Here is a 24,002-nt window from a genome sequence, read left to right as displayed (position 1 = left end):
AACGAGGGGATGGTCGGGGATTAAGTTCTCATCTTCTTTACACTAACAATCTTATTTTTAGGAAGAACAAACTTTCAGCTAATATTTCTTTCACAAAACAAGATATGATAAGAAAAAAGTCTGCCTGCTCTTATTATTAAAACTACTCCTTAGGAATTGAGGGATGAGATTGATTAGTAAGATAAATAAGAAGTTAGAGAAATTAAGGTATAGAAGGCACAAACTCAAAATAAAATTACTTCGAGAGTATTATAAAATTGAAGCGAAATATAGATACACAGGTCTTTATTTATTTAGTAGATTTCTTACTGGAATTGAGTTAGTGGTTGCATTTTTAGTCCTGCTAAGTGTTCTACATCTTACTAGTTTAATAAATTTAACTTTTTTGAAATCTTTTTTTGATACGCTTCCTGTTTTATCAAATGACATCAACAGGCAATTGGTTTTTTCACAAGTCAGTATCACGTTTATTATAACGTCCTTATTTTCTTTGATCATCAGTTTGAAAAAAGAAAAAGTATTGGGAACTTCGATTTATACAATCACATTTGCTAAATCTATATTTGGAAACCTTATACTCGTAAGTATGGCTGTTTTTGCATTGTTATTTTTAAATATATTCTTTTATATAAAAGAAAAATCTCCTGAAGCCATTTTACCTCTATTTCTGATTACATTAGGAATATTTTCTTTTTTAATCTTAAAAATTATTTTGTTTACTAATAGCTTTAAAATTAGTAGAGAAAAAATAGGAAGTATTTATATTTGGGAAAACAGAAGGGTCATTCGTAAAGGATTAAAAGATAACTTTCTTAAAAAACGAAAAGAATCCGAATATCTATTTAATTTATCTGAGGATACGCATGAAAAAATTCTTAGAAGAGATGTAGAATATGTAAGGAATTTTTACGCCTTTGAAAGGGTCACCAACATTTCTTTGTATAACTATAAGTCAGAAATTCAAGAATATCATTTAGAGGGGGTACGTTCACCTGACACTATAGAATATTGGGTCGGAGCGATTCAAGCGTTATTAAGAATGGAATTGTATACAGATGCTCTGAATCAATATACTAGGTTATTAAATCTTTTCATCAGACATGAGGTATACATATCGTCCACTGAACTAGGCGATTTGTTGAAGCAAATTTTTTCTGCTATTTCTGCAACAAAAAGTAAAGTTATATTTGAACAAAATAAGGAAAAAATGCTTGATGCTATGACATCGACTATGCAATATAGCTACTATAAAATAAATAATGATTTTTCTTATACACGTTTAGGAAAATTAAATATGGCGGTTCCATTTGCGGTATCCGACAGTTTCTTTATTGATTACTACAATATTATAGATAAAAAATTAGATTTAAACGAATTAGAAAAATCGGTTGAATTGTCTGCTTTCTTTGAAAAAATCAGAATGATCTCACATGATGTCACAAGTTTAGCTCATCTTACTGACGTGATAAAAAGCAACGAAATGTATCATGAAGCGCTTTACTCAAACGGAAATTTAAATCTCATAGGTGATCCGCTTAGTAAGTTAATAATTCTATTGATTCAAGAAAGAAAAACCAGTAGAGTCTTATATTTTTTAAGGACTTTTAATAATGATTCGATTTACTATGCTTGTTTGATCGTGGCAACTAAATTAACAAAGCTTTATCTTCACATAGAACCGAATAAAAGGGGAGTAATAATAGATAGTTTGATGATGATATTGACGAAATTAATTGAATGGAATGATTACCAAATTAAAATTCATTGTTACCAACTAAGACAAGAAGCTAAATCTAGTTACATGGAGCATGCCTATGGTTATTCAAGCCAGTCTTTGAATTCAAGCGATTTAGAATATCTCTCAATAGTTAGACAGACTGTAATGATGAGACGAAAAGAAGTTAATATTGATAGTATAGATTTTTCAAATGAAAAATTAGGAGAAATTGCTAAACTTTTCTCAGAGGTTGAAAAAGATTTACTTAATAAAGCCCGTGATCAGGTAGCTATTGAATTCGAAGAGAAATTTGGAGTGTTATATCTACTTTGAAATTGCTTTTGATTTCCAATGAAATATTAAACTCGAAAGAACTTCGTATGGAGTTCTTTTTTTAGAATTATTATATAAAACGGTCGTTTAATATAATAATTGGAATTGATTAAAATGGCAGTGTCAATTTAAGAGATATTATGCACAGGATTTAAGAAAAACCAGTCATCTTATATCAAGATGACTGGTTTTAAAATTATATATCACTTAGAAAACTAACGATAATTCAAATATGTAAACTAGTCTGAATATCAAAATATCTTCTTATTTAAATCGTCCCACATCACCACAGTATTGTGAATTTTTCCATCGGTGATTACGGCCACGAGTATTTACCGCCTCTGACATCTTATGTACCACCGAATGCCAGGTTCGGTACCTGTCAGTGACACACGTCGACCATCATGTAACTCAATGCTCGTTGGACAAGGGGTTGCGGTGTTGTGAGCCACCAATCGCGGACGACTGAGCCACCGAGTGCGAAGAAAAGAGCCATCACTTGGATGGGCCGGACGTCAGCGTGTTGATATGCCATGGCGTTCCCTCATCGATATTTCACCGTCAATCAAGATTTGATGGGAGTCATGGATGATCCGGTCGAGAATCGCCTCTGCGATGGTCTCGTTTCCTAATCGAAGATGCCATCCGCTCGGGATGTTCCATCAGTTCCGAGAACACCGTCCGGACGAACGGATCCAACCCTTCGAACGCATAGTCATCAAGCAGCCCCTCTGTCCACCTCTCCTCACCCCTTCCGGTTCTCTATAGAACGATTCCCCGTAAAAAGGCAGTTCAGTCCTTGTTCATGGGCCTACAGAAATGAATGCGTCTGAAAATTGTATACATGTATACAACCGTCCTTTTTATTCTTATGTACGACGATTCCGTCGAATCATATTGGTATTGAAAAAGACGCTGAGGTGGGTCAAGCGTTCCCCTTCCTTCACATCACAAAGAATATCCATGCTCACGAGTTTCAAATCGTCGAACTGTTTCTGAAGCCGGTCAGGAAGGCGTCGGAGCAGCACCTCCGTCATCTCGTCCATCGTCTGTTGGTCTAGTTGGAAATTATCCATCTGAATCATCCTCTCCATTTGATAGCCTAATGATACCTCGCATCCATGCAAGCAACATCTCGGTTTATTTCACGTAAGCCCTGGTGTTGTTTCAAACAAGGCCTAGGGATTGTTTAGAAAACATGCTCATTTTCAATAAACAAGTGCTCTTTTCACTTCTGTCGTTTCATCAAATATCATTTTGACGAGACAGACCAAAACTTCACCCTATATCCACGCACGAGCCACTTCGTTTTCGTCTTGCGAAAACGACCCTTTTCCCGGATCCGTCCTATGGATCCAGGCGAGAGCAACGCGAGTCGCCCATCCCGTCGAAGAAAAACGCATGTTTTTCGTCCTTATATTGAAACACGCCAAGAATGTCTGAACGAAAAGGGCTATCGATGCGTCGTATGTGAGTTCAGTTTTGTCGACGTCTATGGATCAATCGGGAAAGAGTATATCCATGTCCACCATTTGAAAGAGCTACATACGATCAAAGAAGAATACGAGGTCCACCCGATTGACGACCTGGTGCCCGTCTGTCCGAACTGTCACGCCATGCTCCATCGTCGGAGACCGGCCTATTCGGTTCAAGAGTTGAAAGAGATGATCGCGAAACAGGCACAGAAGGCTCTCCACTCGTAAACCGACACCTGAAGAATATATCACCGTAGGTCCAAACAGGGCTGCCCCCACCATCATTTACGGCGGGGACAGCCCTGTTTCGTTCATTCTCACTTTACGCCAGATGATTCGACACGCTCAAACTTCCCAATCCGAATCGTCAAAAAAGCCGATATCCGATCCGTTCGAAAACATCGCTTCCCTTGAGCCCGTCGCTTGGGGCACGGTCCGTTTAGGCACTTTGATGACGTTCTGATGGTTCGGTGGAACAAACGGAATCGGTGTGAGCTTGCTCGAGAGATAGAGGGGATGCATCGGATAGCATCCGCATTTCGTGACTTTCAAGCAATGCATCTCTATGTCTTTCAATAGCTCGAGCATCGCTTGGATGCGTCGTTTCGCAAACGGTGTACGAAGCGTCTGGCCCCAGGCTGCAACCACCAAAGCAGATCCTTGAATCGCGTCACGGATGTGGCGGTCATTCTCCGGACCGATTGGGTCTTCCTGATGTTTGAGGTTGTCCGGGTCCGTCGAGATAAAAGCGAACAAATTGACGACCTTGATGCCGTCATAGCCCCAACTTTTCGCGAAAGAGATGCAACGCTGCAACGTCTTGTCGTCCTGTACCTGGTTCCCTTGACTCGGATTCAACATGACGAACGTGACGAAACGTCCACTCTCCCCCCACTGGCATGTAAACTGGTAGCGGTATTTCCCGGTCTCATCCAACAGGGCCTTCACACGGTACTGGCTGTCCCATGGTTTAAACATATGCTTCGCCTCCATCGTTTGATAAGTTGATTATACAACGTCTGAGGAGAAGAGCCTGTCCAATAAATGATGAGGGTGGTATTTGATTTTTCAAGAGTGACAGGGTCGCATGTAAATCATTCACAGTGGGACTTTCATTTGGCCATAAACTCGTCACTGTCCGTCACACATGACACGAGATACACTTAAATCAAAAAGGAGTTATCTCATGAGACTTCAAGAGTGGATTAGACTGTTTCACAAGACGGACACATTACGATTTGATCACCTTTGGACATACCTACACACGACGCCCCGAGAACTCGAAGCGTACATCGATCAACTCAATCCTTGGTTGAACATCGCTTTGAAGTCCTCTGATGGCATCGATGACGCGGAAATCATCGACGAACTGGAGGATTACCTGCTTCGTCGATTCAACAAACGAAAAAAGAAGGTCAATGTCACGATAGAGGTCGAGTTGGAACTATCGGAAGATGCCTTCAATTTTTCTCAGAGCGAAAAAATGAGAATGATTGAACGGGTCACAAATCATATGGAGGCCCAACAGTTGAAAGATTGGCGTATCGTCAGGATGCAGAGAATATGATTGATTGATGTGTCTACCTATTGGGGAGCAGAACAATCGAAGAGTATCTTTTCTCATTTGCTTACATGATCCGTTGACTGTGTCAGAAAAACAAAACGGTTATTAGGGTTGCAAGGAGTCTGTCCCCTCGATAAGTAGAACAAGTTTTTATGTATGGGGACGTCTTCTCTGAAATTCATTGTAAACCGCATCGTCCGCTCGATAGCCGATAGTGTCTAGGACCATCAGAGTGGTGCCGTCGACTTTCTTCGGTAGATAGATGATTCGGATGCCGGCACGAAGTATTTTTATATAGACATAATCCGAATGCTTCCCATGGATAGGATTTGCAGTCCCATCTGGCGGCGCGAAGATGCCTTGACGGATCTGACGTTCGATATAGCCAGCAATCTCTTTATGGCGCCTTTCACGATAAAAATGATCGAGGTCACCTTCTGAGAAAGAGGTGACCTCGATTGTTACATCATAATGAACTTTCATTTGCTCGAAGAATGTGAACCAAAACTTCTGTGCCTTGGCAATCATCGACGGTCGCCCTCCTCTTCTTGAACGGCAATCGGTATATAGACATCATCTTCATCGAGATCGACGCCCGGGACGTCTTTTAACGCGTAAGACTTGGATCCCAGCTCTTGACGACGTTCGAACTCATGGAAGACGGACGCATCGATGAATTTGTTAAACCGCTCCTCAAGGGCCATCAAACGTTCCGCGTTTGCGACAGACATGAGAACAATCTCTTCCTCTTCTCGAGGACTTCTCACCACAAAGACTTGTGAAGGATCATTCTGGATTGCGACTTTGACACGGGTGAATCCATCCTTACGCTTCAAGTCTGTAGGGGTGAGCGTATTGCGATGTTCGATAATCATTGAATCTCCCCCTTTTAAAGTGTCACTTTAAGTGTCACTTATAATGTACCTTGATTGTAACATAAAATAATCGGGTCTACCAGCAAAGAAGACCTTCCCAGGAGGAAGAGCGATTCCCACCCCTTAATTTTGGTAACTATGTTGTCCATAAATGCCAGTCAGCCGTATCTGGTACTGAAACTTTTATCTGTTATCAGATTCATCTTTATACATTCCCGACCGCTTTCTCAACCTGACATGCTCAATCAACGCCTGCATGATTTGTTCTTCTTTGATGCCAAAATCCTGATCGAACGGCACCCGCTCTCCTTCGAAAAGAAACGCATCGACCAAGTAGAGGACCCGTGGGTTTTTACGCGGGGCGCTGTTCTTGAGACATCGTTCCCAGACGAACTGCTCGAACTCTTTTGTATAGCACCTATGCTCAATCGCATGTCGTACCATCGTCCGTGTGATATCGAGGTGCCCTTCCCATAGCCAGCGTCCGGCCACCTGGTGCCACATCTCGATGCGTCCCTGCTCTTTGATTGCTTCCACGTCGATTTCGACGTGATACGGGGCCTCGTCCTCATTCTTGACGACATCCCGAGCTTCCCCTGTCACCGACTCTGGATACATCTCCCATCCCTCAGGCATCCGTTCTTTGATGAACTGATTGAGCGCCTCCTCACTGATCCGATAGCCTTTTTTACGCGACTCGAGCGGTTCCGCCTGGATCACGCCTTTTCGTACCCAGTTACGGACCGTCTCTTTGTGACTTGTGAGCTTGTTCTTGGACAGAATCTCAAATGCCTCGTCAATCGTATACATGGTAAGCCTCCTTTTAACACAACGATGATTTTATTAAATAATACCAGAAACGTTGTATTAAAATAAGATGGTATCTTAATCAACTTCAAATTGATCAGAAATCGGTGAATGGCTTTCAAACAAAAACACCATTCGGCCGAATGGTGTTCCTTGCGTGTCACTAGACGCGCCCACTGTCTTGGTTTTGACGTTGCCCTTACGCTCCGTGCCTCCCGTCAGAAAGGGCCAGGAACATAGAGATGCGTTTTAAAGCAGCTCTTGTTATCGGGCCGTCAGGGGGGCAGCGGTGCGATGAGCGACTTCTCCAATAGGCGCTAGACGCTCACGCATGAGCCCGGATCACCATTCTTTCTCCCATGCCCCGTCTTCAGAGACTCCCCAATCCTCGAACCGGTACTTGATGAGCCAATGCACATGCATCACTTCATACTCGAATACACCCTTGGATAGCTCCGAGGCGACGAAACTGACGTCCCCATCCGCCACCACCCATGTACCGTATAGATACACCTTCCTGATTGGACGCTCCTCTGCGTCCAGGTAAATCAACACCCGGAAGTAAGGCGAGTTCCGTCCGTCATCGAACCGGACGACCTTCTCGACGCAATGTTCCTTGTCGACGACACGCATCCACTCGGGATGTTCCATCAGTTCTGAGAACACTATCCGGACGAACGGATCCAATCCTTCGAACGCATAGTCATTAAGCAGCCCCTCGTCCATCACGTCTCACCCCTTCCGGTTCTCTATAGACCGATTCCCCGTAAAAATTCATTTCAGTCCTTGTTCATGAACCGATGTACAAAAATAATGACGTATACATCTATACATGTATACGTCATTATTTTTGGAATCTGGGAAAACTCATTCCACTGACTGATGCGTCTTCAACAGTTGTCAATTCAAACAGAGGGTCACGAACTCCAACGATTCCCCTTCCTTCACGGCACATAGGACATCGAGGTTCACGAGCTCGATGTCATCCTCTCTAGTTGATACCCCTACGATAACGGGAAACCGGGATCATCTCACATCAGCTTGTTTGAAACAAGACCAGGGCTTACATGTCAAAATTGAGAAAAAATATGAAACGAGGATCTTTTACCAAAGAAGAGACATGTAATCAACGCACGCTGCGAAGTACGATTTTTCTCCTTCGAAAACTGATCTTGTTCTGTTCTTAAATCATGTAAACCCGGTCCACGTGAGTTGCCCATCGTTCAGAAGAAAACACACGTGTTTCATTTTTTATGTTAATGGTATATATGTCCTAATATGGTAATATATAACTATTTTTTGTAATTTATGATATTTATTTCTTTTTTTGTGTTATATTTCCTTTGTACCGTAGATATACAAATTGAAAGGGGAAAAGAATGATGAAGGATCGTTTTGTATACAAAAGTAGTGTTCTCGCTTTGTCCTCCGTACTAGTATTTAGTGGATTAGGTGGCGTTTCAGCCAATGAATCACAGGGTACCAATCCGAGCGTGAAGCAAGGCAGCCTAGATGTTTCTCAGGAGGGTGCTGTTGCACAGGATGAAAATTTTGATCAATATATAAACTCACTTGAAGGTTTTGTACAAAAAAATCTCGATGGGACCATCCGTCTCAAAGAAGGATATGAAGCATTGAATGTACCTTCAGATGTTATTGAGGGTGTCACTGCCTGGATGAGTTATCTAAATGACGAAGTGGCAAAAGGAACGATTCTTATACAAGATGATCTAAGCGTTACCTATACATCGCCTCCGTCTCTTTCACTTCAGCAAAACTACAAGTCGTTTGCTACAGCATCTGCAAGTACCGGTGTCAATGGTTTCTCTTCTTACTGGTGGGGATATAAGCTTTACTTAAACAACACTAATACGAAGCGGTTAGCAAATAGCATGTATAGCGGTGCAAGTGGCGCTGCGCTTGCAGTTGCTGTTTCTGGAATGGTTCCGACAGCTCCTAGCCTGCTCGTCAAAGGAATTGCAGGTGCTCTTGCAGTAGGCGGAACTGTAGCGGGAAGAGAAATCAATAATATTAATAAAGGTAAAGGTGTTTACATTAGATTTACCGGAAGAGTTGGCGTTGGCCCAGGTCCTATTTTTACTGGCGTCATTGCACAATGATATTCTAAAGATGTTAATAAAGGACCTACACACTATTGTGTAGGTCCTTTATTAACGCCCTGCCTACATCTTACGCGCGTATACTAGTGATACAAGTGGGAACGTCAAGACGTGACCTGCCAATAAAATAAAGATTGCCATGATCGGATTTTCGATTACACCATACTGTATGAGTATCAACAGTAAGAACATATAGACGACACTAAAGAGATATGACATGTGTCCGCTTTTTGATTTGATTTCTTTTTGTCTCTCGTCAAATGGTTCATTCGGAGAATAGATTAAATCTAGAACTACAGACGTTACTCCAGCAATCAAAAGTAGGAGACTTAGTATGCCGGGACCGTCACCCATATATAGATATCCACTTGTAACAAGCAATGCTAGACCAATCAAGAGGTTCATTTTCTTCATAATCATTCCCCTTTTACTAATTCTAAATTTGGAATAAAAATATCTTCGATCCTACAATTAAAAATTGCGGCAATCGAGAATGCCAGATCAAGAGACGGATTGTATCTCCCTTTCTCAATCGAGATAATGGTTTGTCTTGAAACGTTTAATCGTTTTGCAAGGTCACCTTGAGAAAGGTTGTTGGATTCTCGAAAATTTCTGAGTCTATTATTCAAATTCGTCCCCCCTTCACATCAAAGTATATGTCAAGGTTACTTTACATGTCAAGGTTACTTTACAGCACGGTTCGGAAAGCTCCTTGTTCCCTCACTAAGACTTTCCGAACCATGTCACACACCTTTTTTTAAAAGTAGAAACACACGATTGGACACCCCTGAATCAAATATCATGAATAATTCAATCTAATTCTCCTTAGGAGACAGAGAAAAACACTTTTCCATAACGACGCACGAACCACCCTGTTTTCATGGATTCGACCTTTGGATTTAGGCGAGAGCAACGCGAGTCACCATTCTCGTCCAGGAAAACATACGTTTTTGTCCTTTCCCTTACCGAACGAACCAGGACCGGTCTTCCGCCCCCACTCCATTCAGCCCATGCACCCCGCTGTTTCATGCTGACGTGCGACTCATCCACCGTCAGGATGAAATGGTCGAGCATCGGGATGATGAGGAGTTCAACCGCCTCATGTAACCTTTAGGAGACGAGTGGCTCGGGCTCAGGTCCCGCTCGGGTTCTGATAACAGATGATGTGGGACGAGGCGTTCTTCAAGGTGGCACATTTGAAGACCTTCCCTGGATGAACGACACTCGAGTTAACGTCGATGACCCGATTCTCCGTGTTTAGCATGATAACGAGGAATACCTCAGAAGCGTCGTTCCCGATGAACGACGCCTCGATTTGTCGGGAACGGTCCGGTGAGTGGATGATGGCGGATAGTCCATGTCGAGCGACAAAGCAGCTACCGCCCTGGCGGTTGTTCCAAGTCTGCGTTGCAAAACACATATGTTTTGCAACGCAGACTTTTCCTAAAAAGTAAAACCTTCTATTCAATGTGGTAGATATATATGATGATTAAAGGTGGTAATTTTTTCGGAAATATTAAAGGGGGATCACAATGATTAGAGGAACAATCGAGTTTCAAAGGGAAAAGTGTATATTTGATCTAGACGAAGTGGATTTCTTACTTACAATCGAAAAAATCACGAACCGAGGAGATGATGAGGATTATCTGGACAGATTTATGAGCATGGAGCCTTTTAAGAGCCTATTTGAAGGACAACTAATTGGCAAAACTTTTGAAGAGGATAAATTTGTTCATCTTAATATGCATGATTTGAAACAAACTAACCATAATCAATTCAGGGGAGTGGTGAAATCCTATTTGATTACTGATGAGGAGACATTGGTGTTTGATGCTTTGGACATCCAATCAGACGAGTTGAATCATTTTTATCATCCGCAAAGGTCATATTCTGTAACGAAGAAAAAAACTGGAGATGATTCATTAAACTTTAAAACCTATGAAGAAAACACTGACAATTTCTCATTTATCTTTAACGCTATTCATGTAGATGCTAAATTGGAAAACCAAAAAACAATTAAACAAGATTCATTAAATCCAATCGACATATACGCAAATTTAAAGTTAAAATTTGAAGAAACAAAAGAGTTATCCAGTGCTGAGGAATTAACACTTTTAATTCGACGCCTATTGATATTCATAACGTTTAGACGAAATGTGATAATCAATAAATTGATTATAAAGAAAAAAACCCATCCTAATAGCCCAAGCTACAAAGAAGTAGGCGAATTTTTTGTGAATCTTCGTGAAAATCCTATTGCAGCAGAAACAGATAAAAAATTGGCAAGACGGATAATCGATTTCCCGTTGATTAAAGATAATTTGAAAAATCTGTTGATGGCCATGGTAAACGGTAAAATATATATGTCTCATGTACCTGACAGCAACGAAGATTCCCGTGTCATTACACCAGCCAGATATATTATGGTGACTGCAGGATTTGAATGGCAATTTAGCCGATCTTTACAAGATAAACTTTCAAAAGAAACAGAAGATAAATATAAGGAAGAGAGAGAGGAAATCTTAAATTTCTTCGATTCAAAAGTAAATGAGACAACAGGTAGAAAGAAAAAATTCTATAGAGATGCGAAGAAGCGCGCATTAGGAGAAGTAGGTCAAAAACATACATTGGCAGAAAAGCTTGTATTCGCTTTTGAAGAATTCAAGGAAGAATTAGATGTTTTTATCAAAAACATCTTTTATATCAACGGAATAGAATTTGACTCTGGTTATCCTGATTTAGCTACTCGAATCGCCCAACGTAGAAACGACGTCGGTCACGGCAACATTGAAAGAGATCCCCATGAATGGTATGGGATTGATATGTTAATTTTGGAGTGGCTTTATTATGCTATGGTACTACGAGACATTGGAATGAGTGATGAAAAGATTAAAATAAGTATCAATGATCTTTTTAGAAGAGGTTTAGCGCTCTGAATGAGATATAGCTTTTTAAGACCTCGTAACGCATGAGGTCTTTTTTATATAAAACGACAATCTAATATAAAAATCTGTCAGATCTACGTTACGTATACCTATAATTTTTTTAAAATAGGAATGCTTGATATGATAAATCGGAAAATTTCTATAGCTATAAACTACAACCTTGGAAGATGATTTAATGAAAAATATATTATTAAGCACGAGTAATTACCCCGAAATATATAGAGTAGTGAATAATATATTTAAAGATGGCGGAATAGAAAATATAAAAGTCGTTATCTATCCCAGCAAACAGTACACTGGTGAAGCAAAGTCATATGGTCTCTATATAACCTCTGCTTTGGTAGAAGATTACGAGAAATATAAGCACGTTTTAAATTTTTTTGTTGCAAGTGAGTTATTTGGATGGTTACATATAAAATTCTCAATTTTTCTAAATTCAAGAAAACGCCGACTTTCAACTCCAGAAATTGTTCTATCACGACTCGTCGTGGGGAGATTAGGATAACTCCTTGTTCCTGAAGTTTCTCGATACTTCACGTTCTAGGATAGATTTTTTCTGGTTACGATACATTCGAAGCAAGACTTGATAAAGGTCCATATCGCCTGAGTTCTCAAGACAACTCAAGCAGTTTTCAAGTATTTGATAGACTACAAGAAGGTTCTCGACTTTGACTGCCAGGCAACCTTTATATGGAGATAAAACAGTCAACTCCTCTTCCCACAATCCATCGTGTAGCATTTGAAAATCTTCTTTTGATAGCCTTTGAATTTCTTTTTTCTTATCATGAACTAGATATGCTGTTTCAAGACCTGAATTGACTTGTGTCTTTTCAACTAACTGTTTTCTGTCGGGTACCAAGTATAGTTGAACATTCGATTCTTGCTTGAAAGAAAAAAAGCGTGGACCGATTCTCATATGTTCATTTGAAAGATAAGACATGACTTGGAGCTTCATATCGTTAATTTTTGTCATCTTATCCGACAAATCTTCTTTCAAATCAAAAGATTGAAGAACTTTGAGGACCTCTCCTGCAAAAACATGATTATTAAAGTCAGTTAAAGGTCTATCTTCACCTTCGATTCCCACGATGAATGCAACAGCACTTCGAATCTGCGAGTCTGTCTTCAAAAGCGTTATTAGTTTCTCCGGATCGTACAGTTCATATTTTATTTCATTCTTATGCATCAAAGATTCAAATGCTTCAGCCTGTTCAAACCCTATCTTGAAATTAAAGATAAATTTGAACATAGACTCATCGTATTTTGCAGCGTGCTTGATCATCTCGCTCAAATCGTTTTCAATTTTTCTCATTTTTATGTTCCAGCGAGTTGATTGTTCAGGACCATATATTGAATAAAGAACCACTGATTTTTTGTTATTTGATTCCCTTTTGATTATTAATCCATCCACTCCATCGTCTTTCTTCATGCGTGTACCTATATAATTGTGATTTTCCAGTGCTAAAATAAACTGAACATCTGTTTCGAACATATCGCCAGTCGCATACTCTAATTCTTTTTTAACACCATAGGTTCTTAGTTTATCTTGACTCATCAATTTTCCTCCTTTTGACTGATTTCAAGTTACCGAGTATGAAACAAAAGACTCATGGATTTAAAATCTAAATCGGACTCCCTCACCACAACCCCCATATCTTTAAAATATATGAATATATTACATAATTTTTCATGTATCATACAGAGGGGTATTGAACGTTTTACATAAAAATCTTGTGTTCGGCAATCAATAATTTTTATTGATGCTTCACCTATAAACTTTTTAAAAGGAATGATGATATTGAGACTCATTTATTTACTTAAGAAAAAATCTGAACATGACTTTGAAGAATACATGTTCCACGATATCCTCGATATTTGCTATGATGAGCAATCAAATGAAGTCATATTATCCTCATTCAGCCCAGATGTTTTAAAAATCGAAAGCTACTTGTTGGATAAACGTGAAAACATTAAAGGGATTGATGTGATCATCGGCGACAACGGTGCTGGTAAAACAACTTTGTTAAAGACGATACAAAGTTTTTTGGACTATAGCCAGCACAAGTTTCTCTCAGATGGGCTTTTTGGTATCTTCTTCGACGATGAGACGAGGAGTATCTTCCATCATTCAGTGAACATTAAAGAGGAGATTAGAGTTTATGGCAGTGATGATGTAACCAATAGCAACGTAACTACTATAGAGCAAATCGAACTGAACGAACATGTGACTGAAAAAAGCATAATTTACATCACCGAGTCCATAGACAGAGCAGATTTTTTCGAGCTGGAATCCGCTTCCGTCTTCAATGGATCTACCGGTTCGACGATGAGACGTTTATCCGATAATCATTCAGAGAATTCCTCCATCACCAACCCTATCGCGCGTTATTTTTTGAACGAGACATCAAGACAACTAAAATTTGTATATTTCTTTAATGAAAAAATTAAAGGGGGTCGTCATAACTTCACCCTTCCATTCAAATTACCTGATAGCCTTGAAATTAAAGTCGATAACAATAATGTGCATCGCTCTTTAGTTGAATTATTTTCTTCAGAGAACCACAAAGATACAAATTCTGTTGAAAAAGCCACTCGTGAAATCTCGAATAAAATTCAAGACACTTTCATCCTGAGACATAAAAAGTTGACCTTATATATGATGATATATGAAAATGCGATGATAAATTTTCTTTACGAATTATTAGAGGATTTGATTCTAAAATCTGACGAGAAAACTTTGGTGAACACGAGAAAAAAAATCGTTTCATTTTCGAATGTATTCTCTGAACCAGATTTGGTAGATGAAGACTTGTTCGAATATATGACAAATCTCTACAGTGAGATATTTGATTATGATACATCAAGAAAAAATAAAGTTATTACTCGCTATAAGGGATCTCTTGAGTGGATTGATGAGATTCTATACAGCTCGATGTCTGAAGACTCTTTCGAAGAGAGCAGATACGTACTATCTTTAAAAAATACCAACCTCAATACATTCCTCGCTTTGTATGAGGACATATCACCAAATCCGTTCCTAAATTTTTCTTGGGGGATGAGTGCCGGCGAGAGACACTTTTTAAACCTTTTTTCAATCTTATTACAGGCAAAAAACGGACGAATTAAAGAGGATGAAAAAAGCGAGTTAAAGAACCATATTTGGCTTCTCGTGGATGAAGGTAATGCCTCATTTCATCCAGAATGGCAAAGAAAGTACGTCGATTGGTTGCTACAATTGACTTCTCTAATTTTCGAAGATGAGACGGTGCAAATAATTATGACCACACATTCACCAATCATTTTATCTGACACTCCTCACCATAATGTCACTTACCTCAAGAAGATAGACCCGACGGAACAAACTTCGAATGAAAAAAATCAAGTCAGTAGGACGTTCGGGCAAAATATCTATAATTTATTTTCTAAATCTTTTGAAGTGGACGAAGTGATTGGAAGCCTAGCTGAACAGATATTTATCGACATCGACAAAAATTTAGAAAAAATAGAAGAAATGATTTCAAAAGAAGAAAGGGAGATTCCCTTACCGAACGATAGATTGAACTCCATTCAATCTATCGTAGAGATAATAGGTGAAGAAATCATACGTGTGGATTTTCAAAATAGGATTTCAAAAATCATCTCAACCCCTCAAACAAACAAGGTCAGAGATTCTATAGAGCTATTTTCATCCATGAGCAGTGATGAGAAAAAATTGCTCATCAATTATATTATTACCTCACACGATAAAGGTGGTGGCCAATCATGATAAGGCTCACCTACAGTTCAGAAATAGAGAACCGCCATAATGAATATTTCAAAACATCCATTCTTCCTGAGTTGAGGACGCTTGAAGTAAAGCCTTTCCAATTTGACCCGGTGCTGGATCAATCTTTTTTGAATCAAATCTCTTTTCGGGGAGACGGCGCTGCTTTTAATGAAAGTCTAAAAGAGGAACAGGCGGGGCTCTACGATCTTATTGAAAATAAGGTTGATTTGTTTTCAAAGGGCTCCCCGACCATCCTAAGAGGATTAAAAGACGAAATTGCGTCCTCTTTCCCATGGACTGTAAAACTGTTGGAACCAGAACATCGAGATATTGCTATCTCATTCAGAACATATTTATATGAATTATTTCAATACGAAAATTTCAAGACAAAATCTTTGTACCATTACTACCGTGCAAAGGCATTACATAATACATCGGAAAGCAAATACTCGGAAAATGTAAAAGTAGAAATCATTCGATTATTGATTGAGGATTTTCCAGAAATCGAGACCTGTAGAGATAAATTGGAGGCGGATGAGAATAAGAAAGCAAAAGCATTTGAGCGAATCTTCAATAAACTAACAGGAGTAAGTTTTACTCTAAAGGGTTTTAATTCATTGACTGTATTTAATCATGAATGGAACGATTATTCGCTTATCATGGACGGCAAAATCACTGTCTGCCCTTATTGTAATCGCCAATACATAACCCCATTTCTTTCGAACAATGGTAGGGTCAGGGCAGACATCGATCATTTTTATTCAAAGAAGCGTTATCCCTATTTCTCGATGTCTCTATATAACTTGATTCCTTCCTGCAAACAATGTAACCAGTCTTTAAAGGGTGAAAAACAGTTCCCGTTCGATGGGCTTCATCCTTTCGAACATAGTCTTCATGACTATTTCAGGTTCAAAGCAATCAAAAGCTATAGTCAAGACAGCATAGAAATCGCTCTCGAGACCGTCAATCATCAGCCGGAGAACATTAAGGACTATATAGAGATTTTTAAGCTGGGTCCACTCTATAGTTACCATGACAATCATGCCAAGGAACTTGTAAAGAAAAGAAAGATTTACACTGAAAACTATCTAGAAGATTTACTCGAAAATGATTTTGCTGGAATTAAAAAATCGTTTAGAGATATTGATGACCTGAAAGGATTTATTGTCGGCTACACTGTAGATCTGAATCTCATTGGGAAAGAACCTTTAGCCAAGCTCAGACGAGACCTTGCCGTACAGTTGGGCTTTTTAGATATACACGCCTCAAATTTCGATAGTATTGACGAAGATTTGATTGATGCTTTACAAAAACTCGTAGATTGAAATAACAAGATACCCATATAGCAAACGAGACAAAAAGGATTCTCAAGTTAAAAAAGCGCTGACATAAAATACCCAGATATAGACCACGAATTTAACTAACGCACTAGCCTCATTTTCCTTTTTAATGATGTTTTTAGTAGCACAATGTTATCACCATACTTTAGTTGCTTTAATTGACATATCCCATCCCTTTTCACTACATTATAAGCAATCAATTAGAAGGCTGGACTGACCAGCCGACAACGGCCCCTTTCTTTCGATAGGGGCCGTTTATTTTATCCTGTTTATACCTGAACTATATCTATGAAGGACCTCATCCATGTCAAGACCAGAAAAGATATTCAAACCCACGACATATAAACTCGAACTTCTACAACAACGCGCACTAGGAAGTATACTAAGTTTTATCTAAAAAACGTAGAAGTGAATTTTTAATTCTCAACTTCCATGGGCTACCCTATCTTTTTTTAATTTGCATCCCGTTGTTAAATTTGACCCAAAATTTTTAAACCATGTTTCGATTTCTCTTCATCAAGAATGCGTAAGCCTTGAAGCGATCTGCTCGCCTTTCCATAAATCTGTTTGGTCCATTCTGAATATTCTTCGTCCATGGGTCTTACGTCTTTTATAATATAGATATTCTTAAAATCATGGCTTTTCCAAAGTTCCATAGACAACTCTTCACTAATAATTTTTCCAACTATCGTCCCATATGCGATAAACTTCTGAGCGGAATAAAACATGACTATATCACCTTTTTGTATACGCTGAAATTTATTGAACGTCATATAGTTATTGCCATCTTGGACACCCCATACCGATACAAATCCACCTTCAATCAACTCCACTTCTTCGCGGACCGGTTCCAACCGCATATCTTTTATACTGACAGGTGGAGATGAAACCTTTTCACTTAAGATACTGCTATAAAAATTTCTAAGATCACTCCCCACAGGTTGCCAGATTATCTGTTCCATTTTTTTCTCAGCTATGACGTTTTCTACAGATGTATCCCCTACCAACCCCATCTCTTCGAGCGTGGGCAGTCTCATCTTCTCTGATAATAAATCAGGATTATCTATCTCAAGAACCTTCTTCAATTCGTCTAATCTTTTATAAGGAATGGTTTTTTTTCCGTCAATCCAGTCTTTTATACTAACTTCACTGACACCCATTTTTTTTGCTATATCTTTATTAGACAGCTTTTTTTGTAACATTAAAATTTTGAAAAACGTCAAACTTTCCATGGCTAAGTTCTCCTTTATCAAATGCAGGTTTTCTTCTTGATTAATGGCTAGTTTCTTTAACTACTCATCTTGATACTTTATCATTTTATAGTTGAGTATAGTTCCACTCGATTTCTTGTCAAATTTTTATAGATAAACAAATAAAGCGGAGAATTACTCCCCGCCTCACCCCAAAAGCCCTTCGAGCTTCGCCCCGTTCAGCTCGCTCAACCGCCTCAGCCCGCGAACGACGCCATCCCCTTTCCCGTATAGGGACTCCGCCATCGTCGAGGCCGGCAGGCCCAGCTCCCTGAAGTCGTCGAGGAAGACGACGAACTTGTACCGTCGGTCCCCGAAGAGCCACAATGAGAGATCCTCGCTCTCCACCACCTGGACGACGCGGCCCATCGAGCGGAGCGTCTTGTCGAAATAAAAGACGAGATGGTCACCCTCCATCATCTTCTCGACCATCCGCTGGTTCCGGTCCGTCGTCAGGTTTCCGAGACCGTACGCCCGCAACCGGTCGGTCGAGAGGCGCCCCAGCTGTGACTCTGTCAGGAAAGGCGCGACCTCCCCCTTATCGATCGGGGCGATGCCCCCCGCGGACACCCCCCGCTCATAGTTCACCCAATCACCCACCGGGGTGATGTAATACGTCGCCCGGGCCACCTGGCCCGACGCTTCCACTGCCGTTCGACTGTTTACCATGTCTTTTCCTCCTTGTTTTATTAGTTAATTTACAAATATATAATAACTTAACCTCCAGACTTTGTACAGCTCTTTTTACGCGCATCTCCCTAAATCCGTTCCAACTGCTCCGTGAAGGGGGCGTGCTCCTTTGCATCAACCCAAAAGCCCTTCGAGCTTCGCCCCGTTCAGCTCGCTCAACCGCCTCAGCCCGCGAACGACGCCATCCCCTTTCCCGTACAGGGACTCCGCCATCGTCGAGGCCGGCAGGCCCAGCTCCCTGAAGTCGTCGAGGAAGACGACGAACTTGTACCGTCGGTCCCCGAAGAGCCACAATGAGAGATCCTCGCTCTCCACCACCTGGACGACGCGGCTCATCGAGCGGAGCGTCTTGTCGAAATAAAAGACGAGATGGTCACCCTCCATCATCTTCTCGACCATCCGCTGGTTCCGGTCCGTCGTCAGGTTTCCGAGACCGTACGCCCGCAACCGGTCGGTCGAGAGGCGCCCCAGCTGTGACTTTGTCAGGAAAGGCGCGACCTCCCCCTTATCGATCGGGGCGATGCCCCCCGCGGACACCCCCCGCTCATAGTTCACCCAATCACCCACCGGGGTGATGTAATACGTCGGCCGGGCCACCTGGCCCGACGCTTCCACTGCCGTTCGACTGTTTACCATGTCTTTTCCTCTTGATTAAATTAGTTTAGATACTAATACATAATAAGTAAACCTTCAAACTTTGTAAAGCCCTTTTTTCACGAACTTCCCCGCATCCTTTCCGGCCGCTACTTAGCACATATCAATTTTGAAGTATCAATTCTCTATCTCTCGTGAGTAGTATTGATCGATTTCTATGGGCCGACTTGAAACGAAGTGACAAGATTTTATGAAAAATGGAGAAGAAATTATGGTATGGTTTTATTGAAGAGCAATCATGCAATACGGGCATGTGGGGACACGAAAAGAGATTAGCGTGGCACGATACCTGGCGATTCGAAGATAGTCGATGTAATGACATTTATAGATGAGATGGTCGGGACGAAAAAGCGCGTCGTGGCCTCACACCGAAAAATGGACTCCATAAAGTATCTCGGAGAATTTTCTGTGAAGAAAGAGAACTTTTCCTACAAAGATTTTTCAAAGGAAAGAAAGCCTTATGAGGAAGCAAATATGAACTCGCTTCGTATACATTTCGACGTCGAAATGTATACGAAATCTACTTACCTTGTAGAACCGCATCAATAATTTAACTGACAAAGTGGTGAAAATAATCAATGGAGACTCAAGAGACGAGGGTGACCTCATTCCGTGTGTCACAAGATGTGAAGAAGCGTATACAAACACTCATGGAACAACGACAGCTATCGACGAATCAATTGTTTGAGGAGCTTCTGCTATCAGCCGACAAAGATACACCTGATCCGGTCACTGCAGAGGAAGACGCCGTACTGGAGGCCGCGCTCTCGCAGGTAAGGGCACTGTTCAATGAACGGGCGACCCGTATCGAGGCACAAACCAAAGAGAATGAGCGAATCAAGTCCAGACATCTAGTGGCCGTTACCGAGCTCGAACAGAGCATCCTGGAAGAGCAGAATCGACTCGAAAAAGAACATGAGGAGAAGGTGTTTGCGCTTGAAGCAGAGAGGAATGATTTCGAAGAGCGACTCGAAATAACGTTACAGGAGAAGGCCGGACTAGCTTCCACTTTGGAGGCAGAGCGCAAGGCATCCAAAGAGGTTGCTAAAGGTCTGAAGCGAGAGGTGTTCGATTTGGAGGGACGATTCAAGAAGCTCGAGGACGAACGGTCCCAGCTGTACCGCCAGAACCAGAGCCTGGTGGACATGGTTGAAGATTTGAAAGGCCGCACTCGACGCTCGGATCACTTAGAGGAAGAGAACCAAAGGCTACACCTCGAAGTTCAAATCCTCCGTCGTGAGAAAGAGGCGTTCGAGATTAGACTCGAAGAGCAAATCGAACTTGCCATCTTGAGAGAACGGAGCAAGACTGAAACTGACAGATGACCAAATAGAGGCGTTGCAGTCATGCAAGCGCCTCTATTTGGTCATCCATGTTGTTGGGTTATATGTTTACATATATTCAAAGCATTTAACTGGTTGCCGTATTTGATAAGTCCTTGATATTACCGTAATGGTCACAGATAAGGGATATGTCGCCTCCTACAGTGCCCCTTACCTCGAAGACGATGGTCACTTCCTTCTCATCCTCGATTTTATCTTTAAGTATCAGGTCAATCTCATTGATCCTGGTACGTTCCGCGACCGAACTCCTAATTCGCTTGAACTGTTTTTCCTCGTATCTCGATTCCCTAAAAAAGCTCAGCCATGAGATATCCTCTAAATTCAAACTTTTTTTCAATATGTCCCATGCTGCGCTTGTTAGAACCCATTGTGCTATATGAATCAAAACATGTTCCATACCGCCACTGGCACCGGCTTCTACCCGCTCTTGTTGTCTGCGAAGTATTGTGTACTCGATTCCCTGATCACTTAATTTTTTTTCCAAGAATTCTGATAGACCAGTACCTCCGTTCATTTGAGCGCTTACAATCATTCCATCTCCCATCGAATCTATATATGTGGTGTTCAACAAGTGTTCATCGACTTCGGTCTTCGGTTCAAGACTCTCCGCAATATACGATTCACAAACTTGTACAATCGATTTAAGTAATCGATTATCTTCCTCATTCAGTTCTGACTTTGTGAACATCAACAAAAAGTCCACTTCTTGACTGTCGGGAGTTCGAACACTCTTCAAACCAATCCAGTCACCTTTTTCTTTCAAAATAAGATCATACAAGTTCTCAATCAACTGATTGGTACCGTCACTCCAGAGCTGATAACTCGTTATCTCATAGTTTATAGGAGGTGAGTCGACAACATTAAAATCAATCATCTCGACCTTCAGCTTTAACGTGAGTTTCTCCATCTTAAATCTCCTTCTTAAATATATAATGCTTCCGCGATTCCACATATCCCTACAATTGTCTTCTAAATCGATTTATAGAACACGACGATATCAGCGTTGTAAGACATCACCTTTTCTACTCAACATCCCTTGCAGAGAATTCCAACCCTCATCTTGAATGCATATCTTGTTTGATGAAAAAGACATATATTCATAACCCTGTTATTTTATCACCCTGTTTTGACAAGATCAACTTTGACTCAAGCTCAACCGATTTTAAATATAAAGACTAATCTCCTCTCATCCAAAAGGATGGAGAGAAGATTAGTCTTCCCTCCATCAGTCTGAATATCTCCTGAGCTCGAATCAGCTCGATGCTTGCTCTAGGGTAGAATAGTGCTTGTTTGTAATATGCTTTTGCACCGCCGCAACGATATCGTTGATTCCTTTCCCGCTCGAATATCCTCCGTAATCCCTGCTGTTCCAGTCGAGGATCAACTCCTTTTCATAGACGTTCAACTTCTCGGCGGTGTCCATATAGTTCTCCAAGAAGGTTTTGAAACTTTGTTTGGATGGAATGCCATCGCTACCTAGCATCGTATAGATTTTATCGAATACTCGCAGCATGATTTGAAAGCCCATAGACTTCACAAGTACATGACTCTTTTCGTCATTCCATGCAGTCGGATAAACCTCACTCCATGCCTTGAAATAATCATTCAGAATCTGCGCCTTTCGAGACGTCGATATCTTAGTCGGCATCGTGTCGAGCACATACCCCTCAATCAGTTTGACGAGTGTGCTATTGGTCACATATGATTTCGGCAAATCCTTAGGTCTCGGCCCGTCGATGTCTTTGACACGTTGATATAAGACGCTCCAATCGCTCTCGTTCAAAAGTGTCACGATACTGTGTGCACCCTCCTCTCTGCTACTGAGGGTTCCGGATAAGGCCTTCATCGCGAGTGAATGGACCGTACTAGGCTTCTCTTGATAGACATTGATGTCTGCGAACACTTTGGCCATATCTTTGGGAGGAAGATCGATATAGGCGGTCACCGGCAGGTCTATACCTAGCTTCGTGGCTTGATAGAGACCTGCCGTCCGATGGTGTCCGTCAAGCATGATTCCAGGAAATATCCGCTCGTCCAACAAATATCCTTCCGAATCCACTTGTGCTCCTGCGACCACTTTCTCGTAAGCCTCCAGGTCGATGATGAAGTATCGGATTCTTCCATTCTCCTGGTCCATCACTATCGAGACATATTCGTGACCCGAGACCAAGTTTAAGACGACCGCATTGGGAGAAGAGAATCTCTCTTCGTCGTCCCGTGCGATTTTCTCAATATTATTCACTTTCGCGTCCTTCAATGCCCGTTGGATGCCATCCGGATTGTCATAATTCCTCGGTATACGACGTAACAATGCATATGTCGCATCGACAGTGAGCTGACTTGTGGACATGTCATACCCGTTTCCCTGTTCCAACTTGACCAACATCATCTTGAACTTGTCACCATGACGCGTTCTGATGTTTTCAATCAGTGTGAGCAGGTCAGCACGTGTTAATGAATATGATTTGGACACATTTCTTCCTCCGTTCTCATATAAGTGGCTTACGAGCATCATAACGGTTCGACTTTTCCAAATTGCATCGGGTGCAAAGGACCTGAAGGTTCTCAGGTTCATCTCTCCCCCCTCTCGATAACGGGATGATATGGTCCACATGGAATTTCCCTTCCGTCAGACCACAGTGTGCACAGGCGACCACATATCTATGTGCCTCTATGAAGCGTCGGACGAGTGCCTTATCACGTGACGTCTGCTTCTTTCCGTTATAGATGTCCCATAACGTTCGAATTGTCCGTTTTGATGGGGTGACAGTGAACTTTGATGACATATAACGTTCGAACTCTTGACGCCCTTCCGGAGAATTTCGCCATCTTCTCATCTGCTCTTCTGTCGGACGAATGGATTCGACTACATATTCTTGAATCAAAGGGAACATCTTCGCAAACAACTCTTCCTGATCGATGTCGAATCGAGCCAAAAAAGATGGGAGCTGATTCATTCCACTACCTCCTTAAAGAAAAAGTGGCGTTATAAAAATTGAGATTATGGATATGAGGTAAGATTTATGAGGTGATTTATTTGAGGTATTCCACCTCAACAAAAAAACAAACATTTAAAATATTTATAAATTAATTATTTTATATTATAAATTAATTATTTTATAT

General features: G+C 41.0%; 25 protein-coding genes and 1 pseudogene. 9 read left to right on the top strand and 17 right to left on the bottom strand.

Annotation, left to right across the window (positions count from 1 at the left end; all coding sequences use genetic code 11):
• Positions 1 to 163 precede the first annotated feature (163 nt).
• Entirely contained in the window at positions 164 to 2,050 is a 1,887-nt protein-coding gene (locus tag EVJ29_RS13175; RefSeq protein ID WP_131505243.1) for a hypothetical protein, read from the top strand.
• A gap of 382 nt (positions 2,051 to 2,432) precedes the next feature.
• On the opposite strand, the gene EVJ29_RS15425 is transcribed toward EVJ29_RS13175, so the two are convergent.
• From EVJ29_RS15425 to EVJ29_RS13165, 3 genes and pseudogenes are all read right to left on the bottom strand, one after another.
• Positions 2,433 to 2,585 (bottom strand): hypothetical protein, encoded by a 153-nt coding sequence (locus tag EVJ29_RS15425; RefSeq protein WP_161567363.1) that lies wholly within the window; start codon positions 2,583 to 2,585, stop codon positions 2,433 to 2,435.
• A pseudogene (locus tag EVJ29_RS13170) lies at positions 2,566 to 2,703 on the bottom strand (ATP-binding protein); the annotation flags it as partial. The pseudogene EVJ29_RS13170 and the gene EVJ29_RS15425, both read right to left, overlap by 20 nt.
• A gap of 216 nt (positions 2,704 to 2,919) precedes the next feature.
• The gene (locus EVJ29_RS13165; RefSeq protein ID WP_131505242.1) at positions 2,920 to 3,126 is read right to left on the bottom strand and encodes a hypothetical protein; all 207 of its coding nucleotides are present in this window, start codon (positions 3,124 to 3,126) and stop codon (positions 2,920 to 2,922) included.
• 273 nt (positions 3,127 to 3,399) lie between these two features.
• On the opposite strand from EVJ29_RS13165, the gene EVJ29_RS13160 reads away from it, so the two are divergent.
• On the top strand, positions 3,400 to 3,753 hold the full coding sequence (locus EVJ29_RS13160; protein WP_131505241.1) for an HNH endonuclease: 354 nt from the start codon (positions 3,400 to 3,402) through the stop codon (positions 3,751 to 3,753).
• A 117-nt stretch (positions 3,754 to 3,870) separates the two neighbouring features.
• Here the strand turns inward: EVJ29_RS13160 and EVJ29_RS13155 are convergent, their stop codons facing one another.
• Positions 3,871 to 4,503 carry a DUF1643 domain-containing protein gene (locus EVJ29_RS13155; protein WP_161567362.1) on the bottom strand — a complete coding sequence of 211 codons (633 nt, stop codon included), beginning with the start codon at positions 4,501 to 4,503 and terminating at the stop codon, positions 3,871 to 3,873.
• A gap of 208 nt (positions 4,504 to 4,711) precedes the next feature.
• Between EVJ29_RS13155 and EVJ29_RS13150 the strand changes: the two genes are divergently transcribed.
• The gene (locus EVJ29_RS13150; RefSeq protein ID WP_131505239.1) at positions 4,712 to 5,092 is read left to right on the top strand and encodes a hypothetical protein; all 381 of its coding nucleotides are present in this window, start codon (positions 4,712 to 4,714) and stop codon (positions 5,090 to 5,092) included.
• 147 nt (positions 5,093 to 5,239) lie between these two features.
• On the opposite strand, the gene EVJ29_RS13145 is transcribed toward EVJ29_RS13150, so the two are convergent.
• From EVJ29_RS13145 to EVJ29_RS13130, 4 genes are all read right to left on the bottom strand, one after another.
• Positions 5,240 to 5,617, bottom strand: a complete 378-nt coding sequence (locus tag EVJ29_RS13145) for a hypothetical protein (RefSeq protein WP_131505238.1) — start codon at positions 5,615 to 5,617, stop codon at positions 5,240 to 5,242.
• Entirely contained in the window at positions 5,614 to 5,964 is a 351-nt protein-coding gene (locus EVJ29_RS13140; RefSeq protein ID WP_131505237.1) for a hypothetical protein, read from the bottom strand. Before EVJ29_RS13140 ends, EVJ29_RS13145 begins: the two co-directional genes overlap by 4 nt.
• A gap of 183 nt (positions 5,965 to 6,147) precedes the next feature.
• Complete coding sequence (locus EVJ29_RS13135; protein ID WP_131505236.1) at positions 6,148 to 6,774, bottom strand: helix-turn-helix domain-containing protein; 627 nt, start codon at positions 6,772 to 6,774, stop codon at positions 6,148 to 6,150.
• A gap of 339 nt (positions 6,775 to 7,113) precedes the next feature.
• Positions 7,114 to 7,497 (bottom strand): hypothetical protein, encoded by a 384-nt coding sequence (locus tag EVJ29_RS13130; RefSeq protein ID WP_131505235.1) that lies wholly within the window; start codon positions 7,495 to 7,497, stop codon positions 7,114 to 7,116.
• A 656-nt stretch (positions 7,498 to 8,153) separates the two neighbouring features.
• On the opposite strand from EVJ29_RS13130, the gene EVJ29_RS13125 reads away from it, so the two are divergent.
• A complete protein-coding gene (locus tag EVJ29_RS13125) occupies positions 8,154 to 8,891 on the top strand; it encodes a hypothetical protein (RefSeq protein WP_131505234.1) in 738 nt (245 codons plus the stop codon).
• 416 nt (positions 8,892 to 9,307) lie between these two features.
• On the opposite strand, the gene EVJ29_RS13120 is transcribed toward EVJ29_RS13125, so the two are convergent.
• Together EVJ29_RS13120 and EVJ29_RS15590 are read right to left on the bottom strand one after the other, a co-directional pair.
• Positions 9,308 to 9,520 carry a helix-turn-helix transcriptional regulator gene (locus EVJ29_RS13120; protein ID WP_131505233.1) on the bottom strand — a complete coding sequence of 71 codons (213 nt, stop codon included), beginning with the start codon at positions 9,518 to 9,520 and terminating at the stop codon, positions 9,308 to 9,310.
• Positions 9,521 to 10,023: 503 nt separating this feature from the next.
• Positions 10,024 to 10,311, bottom strand: a complete 288-nt coding sequence (locus EVJ29_RS15590; RefSeq protein ID WP_131505232.1) for a JAB domain-containing protein — start codon at positions 10,309 to 10,311, stop codon at positions 10,024 to 10,026.
• Between the two features lie 112 nt (positions 10,312 to 10,423).
• Here EVJ29_RS15590 and EVJ29_RS13110 point away from each other — a divergent pair, with 112 nt between their 5' ends.
• Positions 10,424 to 11,827 carry a HEPN domain-containing protein gene (locus tag EVJ29_RS13110; protein WP_131505231.1) on the top strand — a complete coding sequence of 468 codons (1,404 nt, stop codon included), beginning with the start codon at positions 10,424 to 10,426 and terminating at the stop codon, positions 11,825 to 11,827.
• 184 nt (positions 11,828 to 12,011) lie between these two features.
• Positions 12,012 to 12,341, top strand: coding sequence for a hypothetical protein (locus EVJ29_RS13105; RefSeq protein WP_131505230.1), 330 nt, complete (start codon positions 12,012 to 12,014; stop codon positions 12,339 to 12,341).
• On the opposite strand, the gene EVJ29_RS13100 is transcribed toward EVJ29_RS13105, so the two are convergent.
• Positions 12,333 to 13,391, bottom strand: a complete 1,059-nt coding sequence (locus EVJ29_RS13100; protein WP_131505229.1) for a hypothetical protein — start codon at positions 13,389 to 13,391, stop codon at positions 12,333 to 12,335. The two genes, EVJ29_RS13105 and EVJ29_RS13100, sit on opposite strands and share 9 nt — an antisense overlap.
• Before the next feature lie 243 nt (positions 13,392 to 13,634).
• On the opposite strand from EVJ29_RS13100, the gene EVJ29_RS13095 reads away from it, so the two are divergent.
• Positions 13,635 to 15,602: an AAA family ATPase gene (locus EVJ29_RS13095; RefSeq protein ID WP_161567361.1), complete on the top strand. Its 1,968-nt coding sequence runs from the start codon at positions 13,635 to 13,637 to the stop codon at positions 15,600 to 15,602.
• Positions 15,599 to 16,927, top strand: coding sequence for a hypothetical protein (locus EVJ29_RS13090; protein WP_131505227.1), 1,329 nt, complete (start codon positions 15,599 to 15,601; stop codon positions 16,925 to 16,927). The genes EVJ29_RS13095 and EVJ29_RS13090 overlap by 4 nt, the downstream gene beginning before the upstream one ends.
• Positions 16,928 to 17,412: 485 nt before the next feature.
• On the opposite strand, the gene EVJ29_RS13085 is transcribed toward EVJ29_RS13090, so the two are convergent.
• The 3 genes from EVJ29_RS13085 to EVJ29_RS13075 form a co-directional block, all read right to left on the bottom strand.
• Positions 17,413 to 18,174: a helix-turn-helix domain-containing protein gene (locus tag EVJ29_RS13085; RefSeq protein WP_131505226.1), complete on the bottom strand. Its 762-nt coding sequence runs from the start codon at positions 18,172 to 18,174 to the stop codon at positions 17,413 to 17,415.
• 165 nt (positions 18,175 to 18,339) lie between these two features.
• Entirely contained in the window at positions 18,340 to 18,861 is a 522-nt protein-coding gene (locus EVJ29_RS13080; RefSeq protein WP_131505225.1) for a hypothetical protein, read from the bottom strand.
• A 135-nt stretch (positions 18,862 to 18,996) separates the two neighbouring features.
• Positions 18,997 to 19,518, bottom strand: a complete 522-nt coding sequence (locus EVJ29_RS13075; protein ID WP_131505224.1) for a hypothetical protein — start codon at positions 19,516 to 19,518, stop codon at positions 18,997 to 18,999.
• 668 nt (positions 19,519 to 20,186) lie between these two features.
• Between EVJ29_RS13075 and EVJ29_RS13070 the strand changes: the two genes are divergently transcribed.
• The gene (locus EVJ29_RS13070) at positions 20,187 to 20,861 is read left to right on the top strand and encodes a hypothetical protein (protein WP_131505223.1); all 675 of its coding nucleotides are present in this window, start codon (positions 20,187 to 20,189) and stop codon (positions 20,859 to 20,861) included.
• An 85-nt stretch (positions 20,862 to 20,946) separates the two neighbouring features.
• On the opposite strand, the gene EVJ29_RS13065 is transcribed toward EVJ29_RS13070, so the two are convergent.
• From EVJ29_RS13065 to EVJ29_RS13055, 3 genes are all read right to left on the bottom strand, one after another.
• On the bottom strand, positions 20,947 to 21,786 hold the full coding sequence (locus tag EVJ29_RS13065; RefSeq protein ID WP_131505222.1) for a hypothetical protein: 840 nt from the start codon (positions 21,784 to 21,786) through the stop codon (positions 20,947 to 20,949).
• Positions 21,787 to 22,131: 345 nt separating this feature from the next.
• Complete coding sequence (locus tag EVJ29_RS13060; protein WP_161567360.1) at positions 22,132 to 23,352, bottom strand: DGQHR domain-containing protein; 1,221 nt, start codon at positions 23,350 to 23,352, stop codon at positions 22,132 to 22,134.
• Between the two features lie 16 nt (positions 23,353 to 23,368).
• Complete coding sequence (locus EVJ29_RS13055; RefSeq protein WP_201739017.1) at positions 23,369 to 23,836, bottom strand: HNH endonuclease; 468 nt, start codon at positions 23,834 to 23,836, stop codon at positions 23,369 to 23,371.
• Positions 23,837 to 24,002 lie beyond the last annotated feature (166 nt).

The sequence above is a fragment of the Exiguobacterium sp. SH4S7 genome, from assembly GCF_004336795.1.
GTDB lineage: Bacteria > Bacillota > Bacilli > Exiguobacteriales > Exiguobacteriaceae > Exiguobacterium > Exiguobacterium aurantiacum_A.
The sequence above is the reverse complement of the archived record's forward strand: the minus strand, read 5'-3'. Positions and strand labels throughout refer to the sequence as shown.